Source organism: Polaromonas sp. P5_D5, from assembly GCF_054049435.1.
Genome location: NZ_JBFUMJ010000004.1, coordinates 188864 through 208503, shown reverse-complemented (window position 1 = coordinate 208503; position 19640 = coordinate 188864). Strand labels below are relative to the sequence as shown.

18 protein-coding genes are annotated in these 19640 nt (G+C 64.2%); 5 read left to right on the top strand and 13 right to left on the bottom strand.

The annotated features are described in order from the left end of the window. Nucleotides 1-105: 105 nt before the first annotated feature. On the bottom strand, nucleotides 106-1527 hold the full coding sequence (locus ACXJKE_RS17340; RefSeq protein WP_457281839.1) for an FAD-binding oxidoreductase: 1422 nt from the start codon (nucleotides 1525-1527) through the stop codon (nucleotides 106-108). A 96-nt stretch (nucleotides 1528-1623) separates the two neighbouring features. Further along, nucleotides 1624-2022 (bottom strand): EF-hand domain-containing protein, encoded by a 399-nt coding sequence (locus tag ACXJKE_RS17335; protein ID WP_457281838.1) that lies wholly within the window; start codon nucleotides 2020-2022, stop codon nucleotides 1624-1626. Nucleotides 2023-2200: 178 nt separating this feature from the next. Here ACXJKE_RS17335 and ACXJKE_RS17330 point away from each other — a divergent pair, with 178 nt between their 5' ends. After that, nucleotides 2201-2770: a cob(I)yrinic acid a,c-diamide adenosyltransferase gene (locus ACXJKE_RS17330; RefSeq protein WP_457281837.1), complete on the top strand. Its 570-nt coding sequence runs from the start codon at nucleotides 2201-2203 to the stop codon at nucleotides 2768-2770. A 205-nt stretch (nucleotides 2771-2975) separates the two neighbouring features. Here the strand turns inward: ACXJKE_RS17330 and ACXJKE_RS17325 are convergent, their stop codons facing one another. The 3 genes from ACXJKE_RS17325 to ACXJKE_RS17315 form a co-directional block, all read right to left on the bottom strand. Beyond that, a complete protein-coding gene (locus ACXJKE_RS17325; RefSeq protein WP_457281836.1) occupies nucleotides 2976-3281 on the bottom strand; it encodes a hypothetical protein in 306 nt (101 codons plus the stop codon). 40 nt (nucleotides 3282-3321) lie between these two features. Then, entirely contained in the window at nucleotides 3322-4434 is a 1113-nt protein-coding gene (locus tag ACXJKE_RS17320; protein ID WP_457281835.1) for an ABC transporter substrate-binding protein, read from the bottom strand. A 328-nt stretch (nucleotides 4435-4762) separates the two neighbouring features. After that, complete coding sequence (locus tag ACXJKE_RS17315) at nucleotides 4763-5185, bottom strand: hotdog fold thioesterase (protein WP_457281834.1); 423 nt, start codon at nucleotides 5183-5185, stop codon at nucleotides 4763-4765. A gap of 171 nt (nucleotides 5186-5356) precedes the next feature. Here ACXJKE_RS17315 and ACXJKE_RS17310 point away from each other — a divergent pair, with 171 nt between their 5' ends. The 3 genes from ACXJKE_RS17310 (at nucleotide 5357) to ACXJKE_RS17300 (ending at nucleotide 8593) form a co-directional block, all read left to right on the top strand. Further along, a complete protein-coding gene (locus ACXJKE_RS17310; protein WP_457281833.1) occupies nucleotides 5357-6664 on the top strand; it encodes a hypothetical protein in 1308 nt (435 codons plus the stop codon). A 191-nt stretch (nucleotides 6665-6855) separates the two neighbouring features. Further along, nucleotides 6856-7206, top strand: a complete 351-nt coding sequence (locus ACXJKE_RS17305; RefSeq protein WP_457281832.1) for a hypothetical protein — start codon at nucleotides 6856-6858, stop codon at nucleotides 7204-7206. 235 nt (nucleotides 7207-7441) lie between these two features. Next, nucleotides 7442-8593, top strand: coding sequence for an ABC transporter substrate-binding protein (locus ACXJKE_RS17300; protein ID WP_457281831.1), 1152 nt, complete (start codon nucleotides 7442-7444; stop codon nucleotides 8591-8593). A gap of 151 nt (nucleotides 8594-8744) precedes the next feature. Here the strand turns inward: ACXJKE_RS17300 and ACXJKE_RS17295 are convergent, their stop codons facing one another. From ACXJKE_RS17295 to ACXJKE_RS17275, 5 genes are all read right to left on the bottom strand, one after another. Continuing rightward, on the bottom strand, nucleotides 8745-10031 hold the full coding sequence (locus ACXJKE_RS17295; RefSeq protein WP_457281830.1) for a solute carrier family 23 protein: 1287 nt from the start codon (nucleotides 10029-10031) through the stop codon (nucleotides 8745-8747). 85 nt (nucleotides 10032-10116) lie between these two features. Then, complete coding sequence (locus tag ACXJKE_RS17290; RefSeq protein ID WP_457281829.1) at nucleotides 10117-11001, bottom strand: alpha/beta hydrolase; 885 nt, start codon at nucleotides 10999-11001, stop codon at nucleotides 10117-10119. A 226-nt stretch (nucleotides 11002-11227) separates the two neighbouring features. Then, the gene (locus ACXJKE_RS17285) at nucleotides 11228-11848 is read right to left on the bottom strand and encodes a TetR/AcrR family transcriptional regulator (protein ID WP_457281828.1); all 621 of its coding nucleotides are present in this window, start codon (nucleotides 11846-11848) and stop codon (nucleotides 11228-11230) included. Nucleotides 11849-11924: 76 nt separating this feature from the next. Continuing rightward, on the bottom strand, nucleotides 11925-12317 hold the full coding sequence (locus ACXJKE_RS17280) for a RidA family protein (RefSeq protein ID WP_457281827.1): 393 nt from the start codon (nucleotides 12315-12317) through the stop codon (nucleotides 11925-11927). Between the two features lie 107 nt (nucleotides 12318-12424). Beyond that, nucleotides 12425-12868 carry a ribonuclease HI family protein gene (locus ACXJKE_RS17275; RefSeq protein WP_457281826.1) on the bottom strand — a complete coding sequence of 148 codons (444 nt, stop codon included), beginning with the start codon at nucleotides 12866-12868 and terminating at the stop codon, nucleotides 12425-12427. A gap of 93 nt (nucleotides 12869-12961) precedes the next feature. Between ACXJKE_RS17275 and ACXJKE_RS17270 the strand changes: the two genes are divergently transcribed. Further along, nucleotides 12962-15079, top strand: coding sequence for an acetoacetate--CoA ligase (locus tag ACXJKE_RS17270; protein ID WP_457281825.1), 2118 nt, complete (start codon nucleotides 12962-12964; stop codon nucleotides 15077-15079). Nucleotides 15080-15088: 9 nt separating this feature from the next. Here the strand turns inward: ACXJKE_RS17270 and ACXJKE_RS17265 are convergent, their stop codons facing one another. Genes ACXJKE_RS17265 through ACXJKE_RS17255 form a run of 3 tightly spaced genes read right to left on the bottom strand, consistent with a single transcriptional unit; the run spans nucleotide 15089 to nucleotide 19639 of the window. Then, nucleotides 15089-16045: an alpha/beta hydrolase gene (locus ACXJKE_RS17265; RefSeq protein WP_457281824.1), complete on the bottom strand. Its 957-nt coding sequence runs from the start codon at nucleotides 16043-16045 to the stop codon at nucleotides 15089-15091. A 31-nt stretch (nucleotides 16046-16076) separates the two neighbouring features. Beyond that, a complete protein-coding gene (locus tag ACXJKE_RS17260) occupies nucleotides 16077-17216 on the bottom strand; it encodes an ABC transporter substrate-binding protein (protein ID WP_457281823.1) in 1140 nt (379 codons plus the stop codon). After that, a complete protein-coding gene (locus ACXJKE_RS17255; protein ID WP_457281822.1) occupies nucleotides 17213-19639 on the bottom strand; it encodes an efflux RND transporter permease subunit in 2427 nt (808 codons plus the stop codon). Before ACXJKE_RS17255 ends, ACXJKE_RS17260 begins: the two co-directional genes overlap by 4 nt. Between the last annotated feature and the right edge of the window lies 1 nt (nucleotide 19640).

Genomic DNA, 19640 nt, shown 5'->3' with positions numbered 1-19640 from the left:
TGGTTATAGATCGCACGGCACGAGCTGGTGAAGAGGGCCTCAGTTCAAAAGCCCGCTTTTTAGCGGGCTTTTCACATCCACTGCAAACGCGCAGTAGAGCTCGCTTCACAGCGAGAAAATCTTGCCCGGGTTCATGATGTTCTTCGGGTCGAGCGCGCGCTTGATGGTGCGCATCATGTTGACTGCGCCGTCACCGGCTTCGGTTACCAGAAAGTCCATCTTGTGCAGGCCCACGCCGTGCTCGCCGGTGCAGGTGCCTTCGAGCGCCAGCGCGCGGGTGACCAGCTTGTGGTTCAGCGCTTCGGCCACTTCGCGCTCCTTGGGAATCGTCGGGTCGATCAAATAGCCGAAGTGGAAGTTGCCGTCGCCGACATGGCCGACGAGGAAGTAGGGAATGCCGCTGGCATCGACTTCGGCCACCGACTCCAGCAGGCAATCGGCCAGGCGCGAAATCGGCACGCAGGTGTCGGTGGAAATCGCGCGGCAGCCGGGACGCGACTGGATGGCCGCGAAGTAGGCGTTGTGCCGTGCCGTCCACAGGCGCGTGCGCTCTTCCGGTGTGCTGGCCCATTCAAACGCGTTGCCGCCGTGGCCGCTGGCGAGCTCCTGCACCAGCTCGGCCTGCTCTTTCACGCTGGCAGGTGAGCCGTGAAACTCCATCAGCAGCATGGGCTCTTCGCGCAGCGTGAGCTTGGAGTGCGCATTCACCATGCGCACCGTGTTGTGGTCGATCAGCTCCACGCGCGCAATCGGAACCCCCAGCTGGATGATTTCGATGGTGGTGCGCACGGCGGCTTCGATACTCGGAAAGGAACACACCGCAGCGGAGATGGCTTCAGGCAGGGGGTACAGCCTGACGGTGACTTCGGTGATCACGCCCAGCGTGCCTTCGCTACCCACCATCAGGCGCGTGAGGTCGTAGCCCGCCGATGATTTCTTGGCGCGCGTGCCGGTGCGGATGACGCTGCCGTCTGCGGTGACGACCTCCAGTGCCAGCGCGTTCTCGCGCATGGTGCCGTAGCGCACCGCATTCGTGCCGCTGGCGCGCGTGGCGCTCATGCCGCCCAGGGTCGCATCGGCGCCCGGGTCGATGGGGAAGAAGAGGCCGGTGCTTTTGACCTCTTCATTGAGCTGCTTGCGCGTCACGCCCGCCTGCACGGTAACGGTCAGGTCTTCGGCATTGATGGACAGCACCTTGTTCATGCGGCTCACGTCGATGCTGATGCCGCCCTGCACGGCCAGCAGGTGGCCTTCCAGCGATGTGCCCACGCCGAAAGGAATCACCGGTACGTTGTGCCGGGCGGCCAGCTTCACCGCATCTGCCACGTCTTGCGTGCTTTCGGCAAACACCACGGCCGAAGGCGGCGGCGCGGCGAAGGAGGACTCATCGCGGCCATGCTGCTCGCGCACCACCAGGGCGGTGGAGCAGCGCTCGGCAAAGCGGGCTTTCAGCGCGTCGATCAGCGCGGCAGGGGTTTCGCGCTGGCAGATTTCGGGAAGCAGGTGCGTGGGCAGGGGGGCGTTCATGGTGTCTCCGGGTCGGTGGCACAGTTTACGACGTGTCCGTCGTTCCTGCCAGCCATTGACCCGGTGAAAACCCCCTTGGTGACGGCGCGGCGCCGGTCAGGAACTTGCTGCCTTGATCAGCTCGCCCAGCGAGATAAAGGTGTCGTGGTTGGTGTCGATTTGCTCGAAGCGCTGTGCCACGGCGGGAAAGTGCTCGGCTTCCTGGCGGTCCAGCTTGCCGTCCTTGTTGGCGTCCGCACGGTTGAAAGCCGCTTCAATGTCTTTGCTGGTCACACGGTTTTGCGGCACGGCGCCGGCTGCGCCGCCCGTACCCGGGGATGAAGGCGCCACCTGCGCAGGAGGGCTGTTGGGGCTGGCGGGCGAGGGCGTTGCAGTTTGCGCCCGTGCGGCGCCGGCTGCACCCACGGCCAGTGCGGCCACCAGGAGCACGCTGCGCAACTCGAAGCCGGGAATAGAATGTTTTGTATGCTGTGTTGCTGTCGTGTGCATGGTCATGCGAAGAGTCTTTCAAGGAGTGAACAAGCAACCATTGCAACCCAGCCTGTCCGTTGCGGCCAGCAGTTTTGCAGGGTGTTTCCTCACTCACATGATGGCGTACGACGACACATTTTCTTGCCCGGCGTAACGCTTGGAGCTTCATGCACTTTCACCGCGCTTCACCGCGTCTCAGACCATGGCCAACAGACTCTCACAGATCGCAACGCGCACCGGCGATAACGGCACCACCGGCTTGGGCGACAACACGCGTGTGTCCAAGGACAGCCTGCGTGTGCATGCCATGGGCGATGTCGATGAACTGAATTCGCACATTGGCGTGTTGTTGTGCGAAGAGCTGCCGCCGGGCGTGCGCGAATTGCTGGTGGAGGTGCAGCACCAGCTCTTCAACCTGGGCGGCGAACTCTCCATTCCCGGCTTTGAACTGCTTAAGCCCGAAGCCGTGGCGCTGCTGGACGACGCGCTGGCCGAACACAATGCGAAGCTGCCGCGCCTGGCGGAATTTATCTTGCCGGCGGGCTCGCGTGCCGCGTCGCTTGCGCATGTGTGCCGCACGGTGGCGCGCCGTGCCGAACGATCGGTGGTCGCGCTGGGTGCGGCCGAACCGGTCAAGGAGTCGCCGCGCCACTACCTTAACCGCCTGAGCGATCTGCTCTTCGTTCTGTCGCGCGTACTCAACCGCATGAACGGCGGTGACGACGTGTACTGGAAGAGCGAACGCATGGCACAGGCCGCCGGTACGAAATAACAACAACGGCCTGCGCGGTGTTCTCCGCGTGAACTGCAGCCATGCCGGCCAGCCGGCGTCTGTAAACAGGTCCCGTTCGGGTGCGGTTGGAGCTGGCGGTTTTGCTATCAATAAGATAGCCATTGCGCGCGATCATCAAGCGTCGCAGCACTAAAACATCTTGATCTCAAGTTGCCGTCGGGTTCTGGCCAAAAAAATGGCGCTTCTAGACCCGCGTCAGCATGTGCGCCGGCAGCCAGCCGGAGAAGGCGGGCAGCAGCGCATTGATGCGCCGCGCTGCCTCCTCCTGATAGAACTGGCGGGCGACCAGCTGGAAGATCTCTCCCCGCAGCTGCCAAAGGTGCTGTGCGGTGTGCGCCTCGTCGATGCGCCAGTGCATGCGTTCGCACATGGGCCCTTCGCATCGTTGCAGCGTATCGTGGAGCTGATGGCGCAGCTGGTCCAGGTCCAGCGTCGATGGCTCCAGGGCACTTTCATGCGGCCGGCTGTGCAGCGACTTCATCCATGCCATGGCGGTCTTCTCATGTGGAGGGCCTCGATACAGCTGGGCGTCAGCGCACAAAGCGGCCCTCGAGGCTCACGATGGAGAGGTCCGCGAAGTCCAGGCCCGTGTGGTCGTCGGGGCTGAAGCTCACTTCCAGCCCGCCCAGGTCGAAGCGTTTCATGCCTTCCAGGGCCGCCTGCAGCGTCTCCCGCGTCGGGTTCTTGCCCGCGCGCCGCAGGCCCTCCACCAGCACCTTGGCAGCGGCATAGCCTTCCAGCATCGCCGGCGACAGCGCTATCCCCTTGGCTTTGGCCAGGTCGTTGGCTTCCTGCACCATCGTGTAGGCGTAGGAGCGCTCCGCCGGGTAGACCTGCGTGACGATGACGCCGCGTGAATACTCCCCCAGCGCCTTGATAAAGCCCGTCGATGCATTGTTGGACAAGGTGACCACGCGCACGGACGACTTGGTGGCGCGCAGGGCCCGCACCCCTTCCGCCACGGCGTTGCTCGAGCCGATCCAGAGCACGGCTTGTGCATCGCTTGCCAGAATGGGTGGAACAAGCTGGTTGTAGTCGGGCTTGCTGCGGTCCGCTTTCAGGATATTGGTGGGCTTCAGCTTCGCCTGCGTAAAGCCCTTGTTGGCCCCTTCCAGCCCGTCACGGCCAAAGGAGTCGTCCGCATGCACCACAGCGATACGCTGGATGCCCAGCGTGTGCAGGTGCTCGATGGCCTTCTCGGCCTCTCGCTGGTAGGTTGCGCGCACGTTGAAGACATAGCGGTTGACCGGCTGGTGCAGGATCATCGCGCCCGTGGAGGGGCCGACCAGCGGCATGTGGTTGGCTAGCAGTACGGGCAACACGGCTTCGGTGGGGGGCGTGCCGCGCGTCAGGAACAAGGCGACGGCGCCGCGCTCGGCCAGCTTTTGCGCGTTCTCGCCGGCGAGCTTGGGGTCGAACTTGTCGTCCAGTGACACCAGCTCCAGCTGCCGGCCCGCGATCCCGCCCCGCGCGTTCACCGCGTCCAGCCACAGTCGTGCGCCGTCGGTGTTTTCCTTGACGCCCGCGGCCACGGGACCCGTGAAACCGGCTGTCTGGCCGATCAAAATCTGTGCGTGTCCCGCGCCGCACAGGACGGCTGCCAGCAGCGCTGTGGCCCATCGACTTACAGTTTTTGTGTCCATTTGTTACCTTTCGTCTTCTTGTCGGCGAACGATACAAATGCGCATCTATAAGATCAAATACGATTCAAACCATCTCTTGAGACGAAAAAAATATGGAGCTGAACCCTGTCGTTATGAGCAGATTTGGCCTCTGGCGCGGCTTTCGGAGGGAAGGCCTCATCACAGCCCCTGAAAACACCGATAACCGTGGCCATGAATGTGCGCCTGGCCAGGCAAAGTGCAGGGTGGATATCTGGCGCGGGAGAATTGTTGCTATTTGTAAATATGCAGCTTGTGCGTAGCCATCAAGGGTGGGTGCGCCATTACACCTATCACCCTTCGAATCGCCTCACTCTGGCCGCAGCATCGCCATCGTGATGCGCGAGACACAGGTCAGTTCGCCCGCGTCATTGGTGAGCTCGATTTGCCAAACCTGCGTACTGCGCCCTATGTGCACGGGCCGCGTGGTGCCGGTGACCCAGCCGCTGGTGACGCCCTTGAGGTGGTTGGCATTGATGTCCAGCCCGACAGCGCGGTGCCCTTCGGGTGCCGCATAGGCCGCGCCGCAAGAGCCCAGGGTCTCCGCCAGCACCACCGATACGCCGCCATGCAGCAAGCCATAGGGTTGCACCGTGCGGCGGTCCACCGGCACGCGGGCACGGATGAAGTCGTCACCCACCTCCAGGAATTCGATGCCCAGATGGGTGACCGCACTGTCGGCATTGTGGTGCGTGAGCAGTTCGACGGAGATGGGCTGTTTCCAGATGCGCATGAGGGTTCTCACAGGGCTGATACCCCCTCACTATAAGGTTGCGGCCTACAGCGCTTGGGCACCTTGTCGCGTAGGCTGCAGCGGCGGCCAGGCTTAAGCTGGCCGTATGAGACACACGGAATACATGAACCTGGATTACCGGGACCGGGGCTGCCCGGCTCCATCGGGCCGATGACACGTTCGCACAAATGGCTGGCAGGGCTGCTGGGTGTCGCACTGGCCCTCGGCTTGCTGTGGTTCGCCGCACTCCGGCTGTTGCCGAGTGACGAGGAACTCGCGCAGCGTGCTGCCACCGAGCTTGAGGCGCAATTGGGCGTCAAGGTCCGTGTCGGTGCATTGCACTGGCGTTTGCTGCCTTCGCCGGCGGTGGTGATTGAAGAGGCCAGCACGGAACAGCCCCAGCCGATCCTGATTAAAAAACTCACCGTCTATCCGGACCTCTTCGCCCTGTGGCAACGCCGCGTGAAAATTGACCGCGCCGATCTGGAAGGTGCCGTGGTGCCCCAGCTGTCGCTGCGCGGATTGGGGAAACAGCGTGAAAAAAAAGACGAGATGGCCGGCGATGAACTGCCGCTGGCGCGCTTTGTGTTTCACGACGTGACCTGGATCTCGCGCCGCGGCATCTCTGTGGTGTATGACGGCGAGGTTGATTTTGACCCCGGCTGGCGTCCGCGCAAGGCCGCGCTGAGGCGTCCCAATGTCGAGCCCACCACCCAGCTGAGCCTGACACGCCAGGGCCAGGAAGACCGCTGGGATACACGCATTCGGGTGGGCGGCGGCACGGCCGATGGGGAAGTCCGGCTCGAGTTTCGCGCCAACGGGCGCATGCATCTCGAAGGCACCCTGCAGCCCCGCGATATCGAAGTTGAAAGTGCATTGGCTGCTTTCAATCGCCGGTCTGTCGTTGCAGGTCGGGCCTCTGGCGAAACCACACTGTCGGCCAACGGCGACACGGTGGCCGAGCTGGCGCAGTCGTTGCACACCAAAACCCCCTTTACGGTGGGCAAGTCCATGCTGCTGCGCTTTGACCTGGAAAAGGCCGTGCGCACGGCCGGCAAGGAACACGCCGGCCAGACACCGCTGGACACCATCACGGGCCAGCTCGACACGCAGAACACGCCCGAGGGTATGGTGGTGACCTACACCGGCGTGAGGGCCAGCTCCGGTGCGCTCACCGCCTCGGGTGACGCCAAAATTGCCAACCGGCAGATCGCGGGCGAGTTTGCCATTGACCTGGTGGACGGCATAGTGGGCATCCCGCTGACGGTCAGCGGCCCGCTCGACAACGTCAAATTCTCCGTGTCGGGCGGCGCCATTGCGGGCGCCGTGGTGGGCACTGCGGTACTGCCGGGTGTTGGCACGGCCATTGGGGCCCGCATCGGCTCCACACTGGGCAAGATTTTCAGCCCGGGCCCGGCGCAGCCTGCCAGCGCGGCGCGCAGCGGCAAGGCACCCGCCGCACCGCCCAAATCGCGCTGAGGGTCCGATCCATCAACTGCGCCCGGCGGGTCCGGTTGCCGTCAATACCCACATCCGATGCTGAGCTTCTGGCCCTCTGAATTTGCCGCAGGTGGTTAAAATCCCGCTGAAGCAGCGCAAGCCAACACCATCATTTTTTGCGGATACCCACGTTTCAACGACCCGCATCAACCGACCATAAGGCCATCGATATGCCACAGCAGCAGTCTGCCGCTTCCACCACCGCATCGACTCCCCTGGAGCGCGCGCTCGGGCAAAACGAAGCCGTCAAGGACACCGTGGAGCAATCGGCCGCCGAGCTGCTGGTGATCAATACGGTGCTCAAGCAGGAACTCCCGCCGCATGTGCAAGCCGGCGAAGTGGCTCAGGCCCTGCAGAAAACCGACGCCCTCGAAACCCGCATCCAGGAATCCGCTGAAGACCTCGCGCAGGTCAATGAAACCCTGGAACAGGAAATCGGCGAGCGTGCCGACCTGGAACGCGAACTCGCCAGAACCAAGGCGGCCCTTGCCAGGGCTACTGGCCAGCCCCAGGCCAAGTAACTGGCTAAACCGGCCAGGCCGACGATAAGCCGGCCATGCCCCGGCAATTTCACAGCTGCCTGCGCTTTGTCATCAATTGGTAAGGGTTTACCCCTAGAATCATTTAATCCTAAATGATTTGCTTTGCCCTTCTGGCGCGCTGCTGTGCGCCGGTTGGCGAGCGGTTTTTACCCTGCAAGGTCACTCGGCCTTGTCTTTTGGCCTTCACGGCTACCCCACCTTTTGGAGATTTGCGATGCTTCGCCGCCGCTTCCTTTCGTTTGCCCCTCAAATGGCTGCCCTTGCCGCCGCCCCTGCCTTCATCCGCAACGCCTACGCCCAGGAAGGCCTGACGGCCAAGGCCATCACCATCGGCAGCACGGGCGCGACCAGCGGCCCGCTGGCCGGTGTGGGCGCCGAGTTGAAGCAGGGCGTCGATGCCGCCATGGGCGAGATCAACGCCAAGGGCGGCGTGAATGGCCGCATGCTGCAGTTCCAGATGATGGACGATGCCTATGTGCCGCAGCGCAGCGCCGACAACGTCAAGAAGATGATCGGTGACGGCAGCATTTTTGCGCTGATGTCCTGCGTCGGCACGCCCAACAACGCCGCCATCATGCCGGTGATTGAAGAGTCCAACCTGCCTTACGTCGGGCCGCGCTCGGGCGCCTCGTCGCTGCGCAAGCCCGGCATGCGCAACGTGTTCCACGTGCGCGCCAGCTTCACCGACGAAACCCAGCGTCTGGTGCAGCGGCTCGTGAGCATGGGCATGAAGGACCTTACCGTCGTTTATCTGGACAACGACTACGGCAAGGAAGTGCTGGCCGACGTCAATCGCGCACTCCAGGCGCAGGGCGCGAAGGCCGCTGCGCAGGTGGCGCTCGCCGTCGACGGCAAGAACCTCAACGACGTCGTCAGCCAGGTCGTCGCGGGCAAGCCCGGCGCCGTGCTGCTGGGGACCGCCGGCTCGGCTTCGGTCGGCGTGATTGCCGCGCTGAAGAAAGTTTCGCCCATGCTGCCCATCGCGGGCCTGAGTGTCACGCTGTCAGGCGAAGGCATCAAGGCGCTGGGCGCGGCCGGTTCCGGCCTGGCGCTGACCATGGTGTTCCCCGACCCGTATCGCGCCAGGCTCGAGGTGGTGCGTGAGTACCAGGCCGCCATGCGCGCCATCGGCCAGCAGGAGTTCTCGCTCGGCAGCCTGGAGAGTTACATCAACACCCACGTGATGGCCGCGGGTCTGGAGCGCGCCGGCCGCGACCTGACGCGCGCCAAGCTGCGCACCGCACTGGCCGGCCTGCAGAAGTTCGACCTCGGCGGTTTCAGTGTCGACTATGCCGCGCCGCCGTTCGCGGGTTCGAAATTTGTCGAACTGGGTGTTCTCGGCGCAGGTGGACGTTTCCTGGGCTGATGGACCATTGATCCTGGCTGGCAGCGCCTGTTGCCGCCAGCCAGAAAAAAGCCCCGGTTGTTGGGTCAACCGGGGCTCTTGGCATTAAAAGGAAGCTGAAGCCCAATCAGGACTTGCGCAAGCAGCTATCAAATAGATAGCGATTCGTTGATCAGGGTTTGCGGCTCAGCAAGGCGTACAACAGGATGGCGCCGAAGGTCGCGGTGCCGATGCCACCCAGTGCGAACTGGCCGAACTTCAGCGTGAAGTCACCGGTGCCGAGCACCAGCGTGATGGCGGCAACAATCAAATTGCGGTTGTCCGAAAAGTCCACCTTGTTGTCGACCCAGATCTTGGCGCCGGCCACGGCGATGAGGCCGAACACCACGATACTCACGCCGCCCATCACCGGCAGCGGAATCGCCTGGATCAGCGCGCCGAACTTGGGGCTGAAGCCCAGCACGACGGCGATCAGCGCCGCCACCACGAAGACGGCGGTGGAATAGATCTTGGTCGCCGCCATCACGCCGATGTTCTCGGCGTAAGTCGTCACGCCGGTGCCGCCCGCGCTGCCCGAGACGATGGTCGCCACGCCGTCGCCGATGAAGGCGCGGCCCATGTAGACATCGAGGTTCTTGCCCGTCATGGCCGTCACCGCCTTGATGTGGCCGAGGTTTTCCGCCACCAGGATGATGGCGACGGGCGCAATCAGCAGCATGGCATTGGCGCTGAACACCGGTGCTGTGAAGCCCGGCAGGCCGACCCAGGCGGCATTGGCAATGCCCGACAGGTCCATCGGCTTGCCCAGGCCCAGTCCGTTGGTCAGCACTGCATAAATCACGCTCGCCACGATCAGGCCGACCAGGATCAGCAGCCGCTGCACCATGCCGCGTGTCATCACGGCCACCAGGGCGACGCTCACAAACGTCACCACCTGCATCCATGAATCGAAATTACCGGCCGCCATATTCTTGATGGGAATGCTGGCCAGGTTCAGGCCGATTACCGCCACCACGGCGCCGGTGACCACAGGCGGCATGAAACGTTCTATCCAGCCGGTGCCGATGGACTGCACGATGAAGCCGATCAGCGTATACACCACGCCGCAGGCAATGATGCCGCCCAGGGCCACGCCCAGGTTGGCATTCGGCCCCTTGCCGGCGTAGGCCGTGGCGGCAATCACCACACCGATGAAGGCAAAACTCGAACCCAGGTAGCTGGGCACCTTGCCGCCGGTGATGACGAAGAAAATCAGCGTGCCGATGCCGCTCATCAGGATGGCGATGTTGGGGTCAAAGCCCATGAGGATGGGTGCCAGCACCGTGGCACCGAACATCGCGATCACGTGCTGCACGCCCATCACCGCGGTCTGCGGCCATGGCAGGCGTTCGTCGGGCCCGATGACGCCGCCCTGTTGCAATACCGCGCTGCTTTTTTCTGTCCAGTCCAGCATTCCCATCATGTCTCCTCGTTGTAAAAGTGAGGCAATGCTAGGGGGAATGCGCGCGCCGCACAAGGGCGGGCACGCTGGAGAGGTACCTGGCTCAGGCCAGGAAAGCGGCAACCTGGCGCAGCACCTCATCATCCTTGAGGATTTTGCGATGGCCCAGGCCTTCGGTGGCCACCAGGCGTGCGCCGGCGATCGCCTCGCTATAGGCCACGCCGTCGGCAAAGCGGTTGATGCTGTCCTGCCGGTCATGCACCACCAGCGTGGGCAGGGCGATGCGCGGGCCGACCATCGCCGGCTCGAACTGCGGCATCAAAATGCCTTCGCGCGCCTCGATGCGCCGCTGCATGGCCGCGCGCGTGGATTCGCGCAGGCCGAATACGTGGGCGAACAGCCGCGTGTATTCGAGCGGCGAGGCAGGCGGCGCCAGCAACACCAGCCGGCCGGCCGCCAGCCCGCGGCTGGCGGCATAAGCGCCGGCGTTCGCCGACAGCGAATGCGCCACCACCGCGCGCAGCGTATGGCCCTGTTGCTGCAGCCGTGCGGTCACGTACTCGAGCACGCGCGCAAACTGCGGCAGGTTGGTGACCGAGCCGCTGCTGCGGCCATGCGCCGGCATCTCAACAATCACGGGCCGCAAGCCTTGCGCGCTCAAGACCTCCGCCAGCGCCAGCATCTGCCCGGCGTGTCCGCCCCAGCCGTGCACCAACAGCACCACCGGGCCGGCAGGCGCGACGGGGCGGCTGTACATCGTCACGCTGGCGTCTTCAAAAGGCCATTGCTCAATGTGCCAGTCGGGGCTCCACTTTCTGCGGCGACTCACCCACTTGGGCGGCAGCGGTGTGCCGAACAGGCGGTAAGCCGCCCGCACAGCCAGCGCCGGCCAGAGCTGCTGCGAAGCGCCCAGCCCCCAGCGGAAAATGCGTGTCAGGGGGCTGGCGTTATAAAAGGCCGCGGTGGCCTGGAGCGATGTGCGTGTCATGGTCTGCTGTCTCCGCGGTTTTCAGTACCAGACCCAGTCTTCATTGCTGCGCGGCAGTGTGCGCAGCGAAGCCTGCACCGCCATCACGGCGCGAACGCCAAAATAAATGCCAAAGCCAATGATCAGGATCAACATGATTTCCTCATTTCTCCGCACAGTCGTGCGAAATTAAAACTTGCCAACACATCGAAAATGGCATGGCTGCCCTTTCCGCCCAGTTTGTCTCTTACTTTTTGGTGACTGTCTCGGTCTGGTAGCTCTTGATCAGGCGCTCCCAGGCTGCCTGGGCCCGTTCAGCCGCGCGTGCATCGCGTAGAAAACGGGCATCGTGAAACATCCCCATGGCAATGCTGCTGATTTCCATGACCAGCTGTTCCGCATCGGTGTCGGCCTTCAGTTGACCGGCCTCCATGGCCTGCAGCACGGTGCGCCGCAACGTGGCGCGCCAGCGGGTGACCTCGCTGAACAGCAGGTCGCGCAGCTCGCCTTCGCGGTCGTCCAGCTCAAAGGCGCCCGCCGTGTAAATACAGCCTGACTTGGCTTCCACATCGCGCGTGCGCACAATCCAGCGCTGCACGATGGCTTCCAGCCGCGGCAGGCCCTTGGGCTGCTGCATGGCGGGCACGAACACGTCGGCAATGAAGCGCCGGCCGAACTCTTCGATCACGGCCTTCTGCAAAGCCTCGCGCGAGCCGATGCGTGAAAACACGCCGCTCTTGGAAATACTGATGCGGTCGGCCACAGCCTGCAAGGTGATGGCTTCCAGACCTTCCGCCGCAGCCAGGTCAATGCCTGCGCCGATGATGGCGGCGCGGGTCATTTCGCTTTTCTGGGTTTTGGCGTCCATGCGGCGAATATTAGCACGATTGTGCGAAAGTGCAATCCCCTCACCACTTCACGGGTTTCGGGTCTTCCGCGCAGGGCTAGCAGGCGGCGACGCAATCGATCTCGATGTCAAAGTGCCCTGGCCATGCCGGCACGCAGATGAAAATCCGGGCCGGTGGATCCTGGGGAAAGTAGCGGGCGTAAATAGCATTGACCGTTGCAAATTTCTCGGCCGATGTGCAATAGATGTTGCACTTCAGCACCTGGTCCAGCGACGAACCCGCTGTTTCCAGGCAGAGCTTCATCTGCTCCAGCACCAGCTCGGTCTGGCGTTCGAGGCTTGCATTGATGACCTCACCCGTGGCGGGATCAAACGGCGGAAGGCCAGAGACATAGACCGTATCGCCATGGCGCGTCATGACCGAAGTGGGCGCCTTCCACCGCTCGAGCCAGGTTGAAAGGGGCTCGACGCGAATAATCTCTTTGGCCATGCGTTGCTCCTGGGCAGGGTGTGCGGGGTGATGCGGGTACATCCACATTTGTACGCGGCTACGGCACTTCTTTGCTTCGCGCGGGAACGAAGCATTCACACCTGCGGCTAACGGCGACGCCTGATCGTTGGCGTCGGGCCTTTGGGCATCAGCCCCACCGCCGCCCGGGCCAGCGTATCGGCCTCCCGGTTGCGGTGGCGAGGTATCCACACCAGCCGCGCGCTCGCGAAGGAGTGCAGCACGGCGCGCACCTCTTCGAACAGCGGAGCCAGGCGCAGGAATGGCTCCGTGGCAGTTCCCGCCAGCTGCTGGACCACCACGCTGTTGTCGCAGTGAACAAGCAGCGCCGTTGCACCCTGCTGCCCGGCGTACTGCATGGCCGCCATCAGCGCACGCAACTCCGCTTCGTTGTTGCAGCCTCGGCCTTCCGCGGTGATAGACAGCGGATGCCGGCTGCCGTCCGGCCCGGTAACGACTGCACCCAGGCCCATACGGCCAGGGTTCGGCACGGCGCTGCCGTCGCAGTAGATGATCCAGGGGGCGCTATTCAATGAGCACTTCTTTCATGCGGAGTCAGCCAATATAGGCCATGGCGGGGATACCACCGGGTCGCATCCGCCTCGTCCTGGTTTATGGTTACGGCCATGTTCCAGATACGCAAGTACCAAAACTGGCTGCAGGCCACACGCGGCCTGTCATTCGACAACTATGACGCGCTGTGGCGCTGGTCGGTCACCGACCTCGACGCCTTCTGGCAAAGCATCTGGGATTACTTCGAACTGCAGTCGCCCACCGCGCACACGGCCGTGCTGGGCCGGCGCAGCATGCCGGGGGCTGAGTGGTTTCCCGGTGCGCAGGGCAACTACGCGCAGCAGGTGTTCCGCCACACGGCCGCGGCCGACGCGGCGGGCGTGCCTGCCATCGTCAGTCACGGTGAAGCCAGCCTGGCGAACGGCGAAGCAGCGCGGGAACTGGGTTGGGCCGAGATGCGCCGGCAGTCGGCGTCGCTGGCCTTGCACCTGAAGGCGCAGGGCGTACAGCCCGGCGACCGCGTGGCCGCCTACTTGCCCAACACGCCCGAGACCATGGTCGCCTTCCTCGCGACGGTCAGCATAGGCGCCGTGTGGAGCGTGTGCGCGCCCGACATGGGCACGCCCGCTGTGCTGGACCGTTTTCGCCAGATTGAGCCCAAGGTGCTGATTGCCTGTAACGGCGTGCACTACGGCGGAAAGGACATCGACCGCCGCAGCGTGGTGGCGGAGCTGGTTGCGGCGTTGCCCAGCGTCACGCACGTGATCCTTCACGAGGTGCTGCCCGGCAATTCAAATGCTATTGATTTGATAGCTGGTTGCGCATACCTGCAAAGCGCCACAGCCCGAAACGATGCACAAACAGCGGCCTTCGAGCCACTCTGGCTGCCGTTTGACCACCCATTGTGGATCGTCTATTCCAGCGGCACCACCGGCTTGCCCAAACCCATCGTCCACGGCCATGGTGGCGTGGCCTTGGTGGGGCTGGCGCTGCTGCGCCTGCACAACGACCTGGCACCCAGTTATGCCGACCCGGCCAATCCGGAACGATTTCACTGGTACAGCTCCACCGGCTGGATCATGTGGAACGTGCAGGCCGCCAGCCTGCTTAACGGCACGACCTGTTGCATCTACGACGGCAACCCGGCGGGCACGAACAAGGACGCACCTGACTGGACCACACTGTGGCGCTTTGTCGCCAACACCCGCGCTACCTTCTTCGGAGCGGGCGCGGCCTTCTTTGCCAACTGCATGAAGGCGGGCATTGACCTCGCACAGTGCGGAGACCTGAGCCGGCTGCGCACGCTGGGCACGACGGGATCACCGCTGAGTGAGGACACGCAGCGATGGGGAACCGCGCAGTTCGAGAAGCTACGTGATCGGGAAAACCGAAGACGCCTGACCGCCGGGCCGCCCCAAGGCCAGGCAGCCCCCTCGGGGGGCAGCGTATTACACGAAGTGAAAAGCGTGGGGGCACCGATATGGTGGTGCAATATTTCCGGCGGGACTGATTTCGCCGGTGCGTTTATAGGCGGCAACCGCGAACTGCCCGTGGTTCCCGGCGAAATGCAATGCCGCATCCTCGGCTGCGCGGTCGAGGCCTGGAACGACAAGGGCGAGTCCGTCGTCGATGAAGTCGGTGAGCTGGTCTGCACGCAGCCGCTGCCGTCCATGCCGCTTTACTTCGTTGGCGACAAGGACAACCAACGCTACCTCGCGAGCTACTTCGACACCTACCCCGGCGTGTGGCGGCATGGCGACTGGCTCAAGGTTACGCCCTCGGGCAGCTGCATCATCTATGGCCGCAGCGATGCCACTATCAACCGCCACGGCCTGCGCATGGGCACCAGCGAGCTTTACAGCGCGATTGAGGCGCTGCCCGAAGTGCTGGACTCCATGGTGGTCGACCTTGAATACCTGGGCCGTGAAAGTTACATGCCGCTCTTCGTTGTACTGCGTCCCGGCCACGAGCTGGATGACGCGATGAAAGCCAAACTCAACCAGGCCGTCAAGACCGCGCTGTCGCCGCGCTTTGTGCCCAACGACATCTTCGCCGTGCCGGAAATTCCGCGCACGCTCTCGGGAAAGAAGCAGGAATTGCCGATCAAGAAACTGCTGCTGGGCCAGCCGCTGGAGAAGGTGGTGAACCGCGACGCGATGGCCAACCCCGGTTGCCTGGACTGGTACGTGGCTTTCGCGCAAAAGCGTGCCGCAGGTGATCGACGGGATTGAGCAGGCGGTTCACACCCGCGCGCGCAACCACTGCGCCAGGTCCGTCATGACCCGCAAACCGACAGGCGATACGGCAGTGAAATGGATACAGGCATGAATCGCCTCCGGGTAGTGCCGGTGCGCCACCTCCACCCCGGTCGAGGCCACGCGCAGTGCGAGGGCATGGCCTTCGTCACGCAACGGGTCGTGGCCCATGGTGGCCACCCAGGTGGCGGGAAGGTTCGCCAGGCCCCCTGAGTCCAGCAAGGCAAAGTCAGGATGCTTGTCCGCACCGGCCTGCTTGCCGAGATAGCTGGCCATAAACCACTGCATCACGCCCATGCTGAGAAATTTGCCTTCGTTCTCCGGGTAGGAGGCACTGGGCTGGCTGGGGTGTTGTGTCACCGGATAGATCAGGCCGAGCGCGCGAACGGCTTTTGCGTTCACGCGCCGTGATGCCACCAGTGCCAGCTGTGCGCCGGCGCTGTCGCCGGCCACCGCGATACGGTTTGCGTCGCCGCCCAACGCAGAGGCATTTGCCAGTACCCAGCGCAAGGCGGCCTCGACGTCGTCAGGTGCGGCGGGGAAGGGGTGCTCCGGCGCCAGCCGGTAATCCACCGCCACGACCAGCATGCCGGTGTGGTGGCACAGCGTGCGGCAGACCTTGTCATGGGTCTCCAGGTCGCCGATTACAAAACCACCGCCATGCGCATACAGCAGCACAGGCCAGGGGCCGATGGTGTCGGGGCTGTACACGCGCAGGCGCACGGGGCCGCCCGGACCGGGAAAGCTGGTGTCATCCACTTTCCCGATGGCCGGGGCCGGCAAACCCAATGTGTCGGCCAGCTCGCGGTAAACCTGCCGTGCGATGGCAGGTGGCAGGCTTTCCAGCGGCGGATTGCCTTGCGCGGCGGCCTGGGCCAGAAAGCCGGCCAGGCCAGGGTCCATATCGGCCGTCTCCAGCACCGGCTTCACAACAGCATTCATTCGAGAGTCTCCTCATGGGTGGGTAACGTGTTCATCGCAACAATTTGCCGTCGCGGGCGCGCATGCCGATCTCGACATGGTCCGAGGCGTGGTGCCGCTCCCGGCCGAACGAGAGCCTGAAGCCGCCCAGGTCCAGTGCTCCAAGGCTTTCAATCGCCTCGCCGAGGCGCAGCCCGTCGGCGCGGGGCCCGGCGCGGCGCAGTGCCTCCGTGCAGACACGCAGATTCAGGTAGGACTCCAGGCCTTCGAAGGTCATAGCTTCGGGGCCGATGAAATCGTCTGCATCGCGCTCGAGCTCGCGCACGATGGGCAGGCGGGCCACCTCGGGATTCGGCACCACGCTGGTGTAGCCCACCAGCCGGTTGCGGAACAGCCGTGTCAGCTGCGTCAGCCCCGCCGTCGACAAAGTGGCGACGGTGGACGGCACGCTGTCATAGGCTGAGGCCGGAAGCCGCCCCAGCGCATCCAGCACCTCGTTGCCCAGGTTGAGGACCAGGGCCTGCGGCGCGGCCTTGGCCACGTCGCGGAATGCCGCTTCGATGGACGCCAGCCGCGCGTCGGCGGTGATGCGTGTGACCTGCCGGCCGTCGCGTTGCAAGGCTGCCACCAGCGCCTCGGTGCGCGCCGGTTCGGAACCGTCGGCCAGCACCGCCACCCGGGTGACGCCGATGGATGCCAGCTGGCGCACCAGTGCATCGGCCTCGCGCGCATCATCCGGTCGCAGGCTGAAAACATGGCGGACATCGGGGGAACGCAAAGCCGACGCGCCCGACATCGGGCCGACCAGCGGCACGCGAAGTTCGCGCGTGGCCTGGGCAGCCTCAAGGCAGGCCCGTTCACCGAGGCAATTGGCAATCAGCACCGCCTTGTGCTGGCCCACCAGGATGCGCAGGTTGGCCGCCACACGCCGTGGGTCACCGCCGTCATCCAGCGTCACCAGTTCAACGCGTCGCCCGGCAATTCCGCCCGACGCGTTGACGCGCTCCACATGCGCGCGGGCGCCGGCCAGCACGCGGTTGGCGACCGGAAAGCCCGCACCGGTGAGCGGCAGAGACTGGCCGACGACCAGGGTGTCGGGCGCGGCATGGCTTGCCGCGGCCGCGCCCAGCAGCATCGCCGTGCCAAGAAGCCTGCGCGTGCGGCGGGTCAGTGTGTCGCTACGCCGGCTCATACCGGCACTCGTGCATTGACCGGCATGGGCAGGGCCACCGCCGGCCGCAGCAGGAAGTAGCCCAGCGCGGGCAGCAGGACCAGCGCCCCCACCATGTTCCACACAAACATGAAGGCCAGCAAAATGCCCATGTCGGCCTGGAACTTGATGGGCGAAAAAGCCCAGGTGCCAACGGCTAGCGCCAGCGTGATGCCGGTGAGCAGGACCACGCGGCCGGTGAACTGCAGCGCGTGGTGGTAGGCCTCGGACAGGCTGGCGCCTTCCCGCATGCGGGCCAGCGTGATGCTGAGCACATAGAGGGCATAGTCCACGCCGATGCCCACGCCCAGCGCAATCACCGGCAGCGTGGCAACTTTCACCCCCATGCCCAAGCCCACCATCAGCGCCTCGCAAAGGATCGAGGTCAGCACCAGCGGCAGTACCGCCACCACCACCGCACGCCAGGAGCGAAAGGTGACCCAGCACAAAATCACCACCGCTGCATACACCCACAGCAGCATCTCGCGCATGGCCTTGCCCACCACGATATTGGTCGCCGCATCAATGCCGGCGCTGCCCGCGGCCAGCTTGAAGGTGACGTCCTGCGTGTTGTTGATCGCAGCGAAGCGGTCCACATCGGCCACCACGCGCGCCAGGGTTTCGGCCTTGTGGTCCTTCAGGTAGACGTACAGCGCGAGGAATGAGCAGCTCTGGTTAAAGAGTTCGCGCGGCGCGCGCGTCTGCACCCCGCCCAGGGCGCCTTCATTGGGGAGCAGCTCAAACCACTTGAAGTTGCCTTCGTTGTAGCCCACCATGGCCAGCTTGGACAGCGCGGCCATCGAGTTGGTGGACTCCACCCCGGGCAATTGTTCAAGCTGCCAGGCCAGGGCGTCCACCTTGGCCAGCGTGCCGTAGGCCGTGCATTTATCCGCGGGTGTGGTCACCATCACAGTCAGGATGTCGGCGCTGGCCGCGTAGTGGGCGATCTGGTAGGCGTTGTCCTGGTTGTAGCGCGAGCCGGGCCGCAGCTCGGACGCGCCGGGGTCGAGGTCGCCGATTTTCAAGTGCAGGCTGATGGCATAGCCGCCTGCGGCCATGAGCGCCGCAACGACCACTGCTGCCGTGGCCCAGCGCTTTTGCGTGAAATGGTCCAGCAAGGCCCATAGCCATGAACGTTGCGCCCCCTGTGATGCTTCCTGGCGCAGGCTGCGCGCCGCCGCAGCAGGGGCCACACCCGCATAAGACAACAGGATGGGCAGCAGCACGAGGTTGGTGAAGATCAGAACCGCCACGCCGATGCTGGCAATCAGGGCCAGGTCCTGGATGACCTTGATCTGGATGATGACCAGCACCGCGAAGCCCACAGCATCGCAGAGCAGGGCGGTCAGGCCTGCGACGAACAGGCGCCGGAAGGTATAGCGGGCCGCCACCACACGGTGCGTGCCGCGGCCTATGTCCTGCATGATGCCATTCATCTTTTGTGCGCCGTGGCTCATGCCGATGGCAAACACCAGGAAGGGCACCAGAACCGAATAGGGGTCAAGCTCATAGCCCAGCAATGCCAGCAAGCCGAACTGCCAGACTACCGCCACCACCGAACACGCCACCACCAGCGCGGTGCTGCGGGCGCAGCGGGTGTAGGCAAAAAGAACCGCGGTGGTGATGGCAAGTGCCAGCAGGAAGAATAGCAACACCTGATGCAGGCCCTCGATCAGGTCACCAGCCACCTTGGCGAAACCGGTGACGCGGATCTGCAGCGCATCGCTGCCGTGCTTGGCGCGCAGGACTTCGATCTGGCGTGACAAATCGCCATAGTCCAGTGCCTTGCCGGTGTCCGGGTTGCGGTCCAGCAAGGGAACAAACACGATGCTGGACTTGAAGTCGCCCGCCACCAGCTGGCCGATTTCCCCCGAGCGCTCGACGTTGGCGCGCAGCCCGGCCAGGCTGGCAGGCGAGCCGTCGTAGGCATCGGGGATCACCGGCCCGCCGTCCAGGCCTTCTTCGGTCACGGCCACCCAGCGGGTGTTGGATGTCCACAGCGACTTCATGAAAGGCCGGTCCACGCCGGGCAGCAGGAAGATTTCGTCGTTGATCTTCTGCAGCGCATCGAGGTAGGCCTTGTCGAAGATCGTGCCCTGCCGGGCCTCCACCACCAGCCGCAGCGCATTGGCCTGGCCGCCGAGATCGGCCTTGTGGGCCAGGTAGTTGACGATGTAGGGGTGGCCCGTCGGAATGGTTTTTTCAAAACTGGCGTTGAGCTGCAGCTTGGTGGCCTGCCAGCCCAGCACGAGGGTCAGCAGCAGGCACACCGCCATGACCCAGGGCCGGTGATTGAAAAAAGCGCGCTCAAGCAGCGTGCCCGAACGCGTGTCAAAGTCTTCAAGCCGCGCGACGACGGGCTGGGTATCTGAAGAGGAAGCGGAGGAGGAGGAATCGGCGTGCATA

Coding starts and splice junctions, on each gene's coding strand:
- ACXJKE_RS17340 (WP_457281839.1), bottom strand. CDS start 1,527: ATGAACGCCCCCCTGCCCACGCACCTGCTTCCCGAAATCTGCCAGCGC.
- ACXJKE_RS17335 (WP_457281838.1), bottom strand. CDS start 2,022: ATGACCATGCACACGACAGCAACACAGCATACAAAACATTCTATTCCC.
- ACXJKE_RS17330 (WP_457281837.1), top strand. CDS start 2,201: ATGGCCAACAGACTCTCACAGATCGCAACGCGCACCGGCGATAACGGC.
- ACXJKE_RS17325 (WP_457281836.1), bottom strand. CDS start 3,281: ATGGCATGGATGAAGTCGCTGCACAGCCGGCCGCATGAAAGTGCCCTG.
- ACXJKE_RS17320 (WP_457281835.1), bottom strand. CDS start 4,434: ATGGACACAAAAACTGTAAGTCGATGGGCCACAGCGCTGCTGGCAGCC.
- ACXJKE_RS17315 (WP_457281834.1), bottom strand. CDS start 5,185: ATGCGCATCTGGAAACAGCCCATCTCCGTCGAACTGCTCACGCACCAC.
- ACXJKE_RS17310 (WP_457281833.1), top strand. CDS start 5,357: ATGACACGTTCGCACAAATGGCTGGCAGGGCTGCTGGGTGTCGCACTG.
- ACXJKE_RS17305 (WP_457281832.1), top strand. CDS start 6,856: ATGCCACAGCAGCAGTCTGCCGCTTCCACCACCGCATCGACTCCCCTG.
- ACXJKE_RS17300 (WP_457281831.1), top strand. CDS start 7,442: ATGCTTCGCCGCCGCTTCCTTTCGTTTGCCCCTCAAATGGCTGCCCTT.
- ACXJKE_RS17295 (WP_457281830.1), bottom strand. CDS start 10,031: ATGGGAATGCTGGACTGGACAGAAAAAAGCAGCGCGGTATTGCAACAG.
- ACXJKE_RS17290 (WP_457281829.1), bottom strand. CDS start 11,001: ATGACACGCACATCGCTCCAGGCCACCGCGGCCTTTTATAACGCCAGC.
- ACXJKE_RS17285 (WP_457281828.1), bottom strand. CDS start 11,848: ATGGACGCCAAAACCCAGAAAAGCGAAATGACCCGCGCCGCCATCATC.
- ACXJKE_RS17280 (WP_457281827.1), bottom strand. CDS start 12,317: ATGGCCAAAGAGATTATTCGCGTCGAGCCCCTTTCAACCTGGCTCGAG.
- ACXJKE_RS17270 (WP_457281825.1), top strand. CDS start 12,962: ATGTTCCAGATACGCAAGTACCAAAACTGGCTGCAGGCCACACGCGGC.
- ACXJKE_RS17265 (WP_457281824.1), bottom strand. CDS start 16,045: ATGAATGCTGTTGTGAAGCCGGTGCTGGAGACGGCCGATATGGACCCT.
- ACXJKE_RS17260 (WP_457281823.1), bottom strand. CDS start 17,216: ATGAGCCGGCGTAGCGACACACTGACCCGCCGCACGCGCAGGCTTCTT.
- ACXJKE_RS17255 (WP_457281822.1), bottom strand. CDS start 19,639: ATGCACGCCGATTCCTCCTCCTCCGCTTCCTCTTCAGATACCCAGCCC.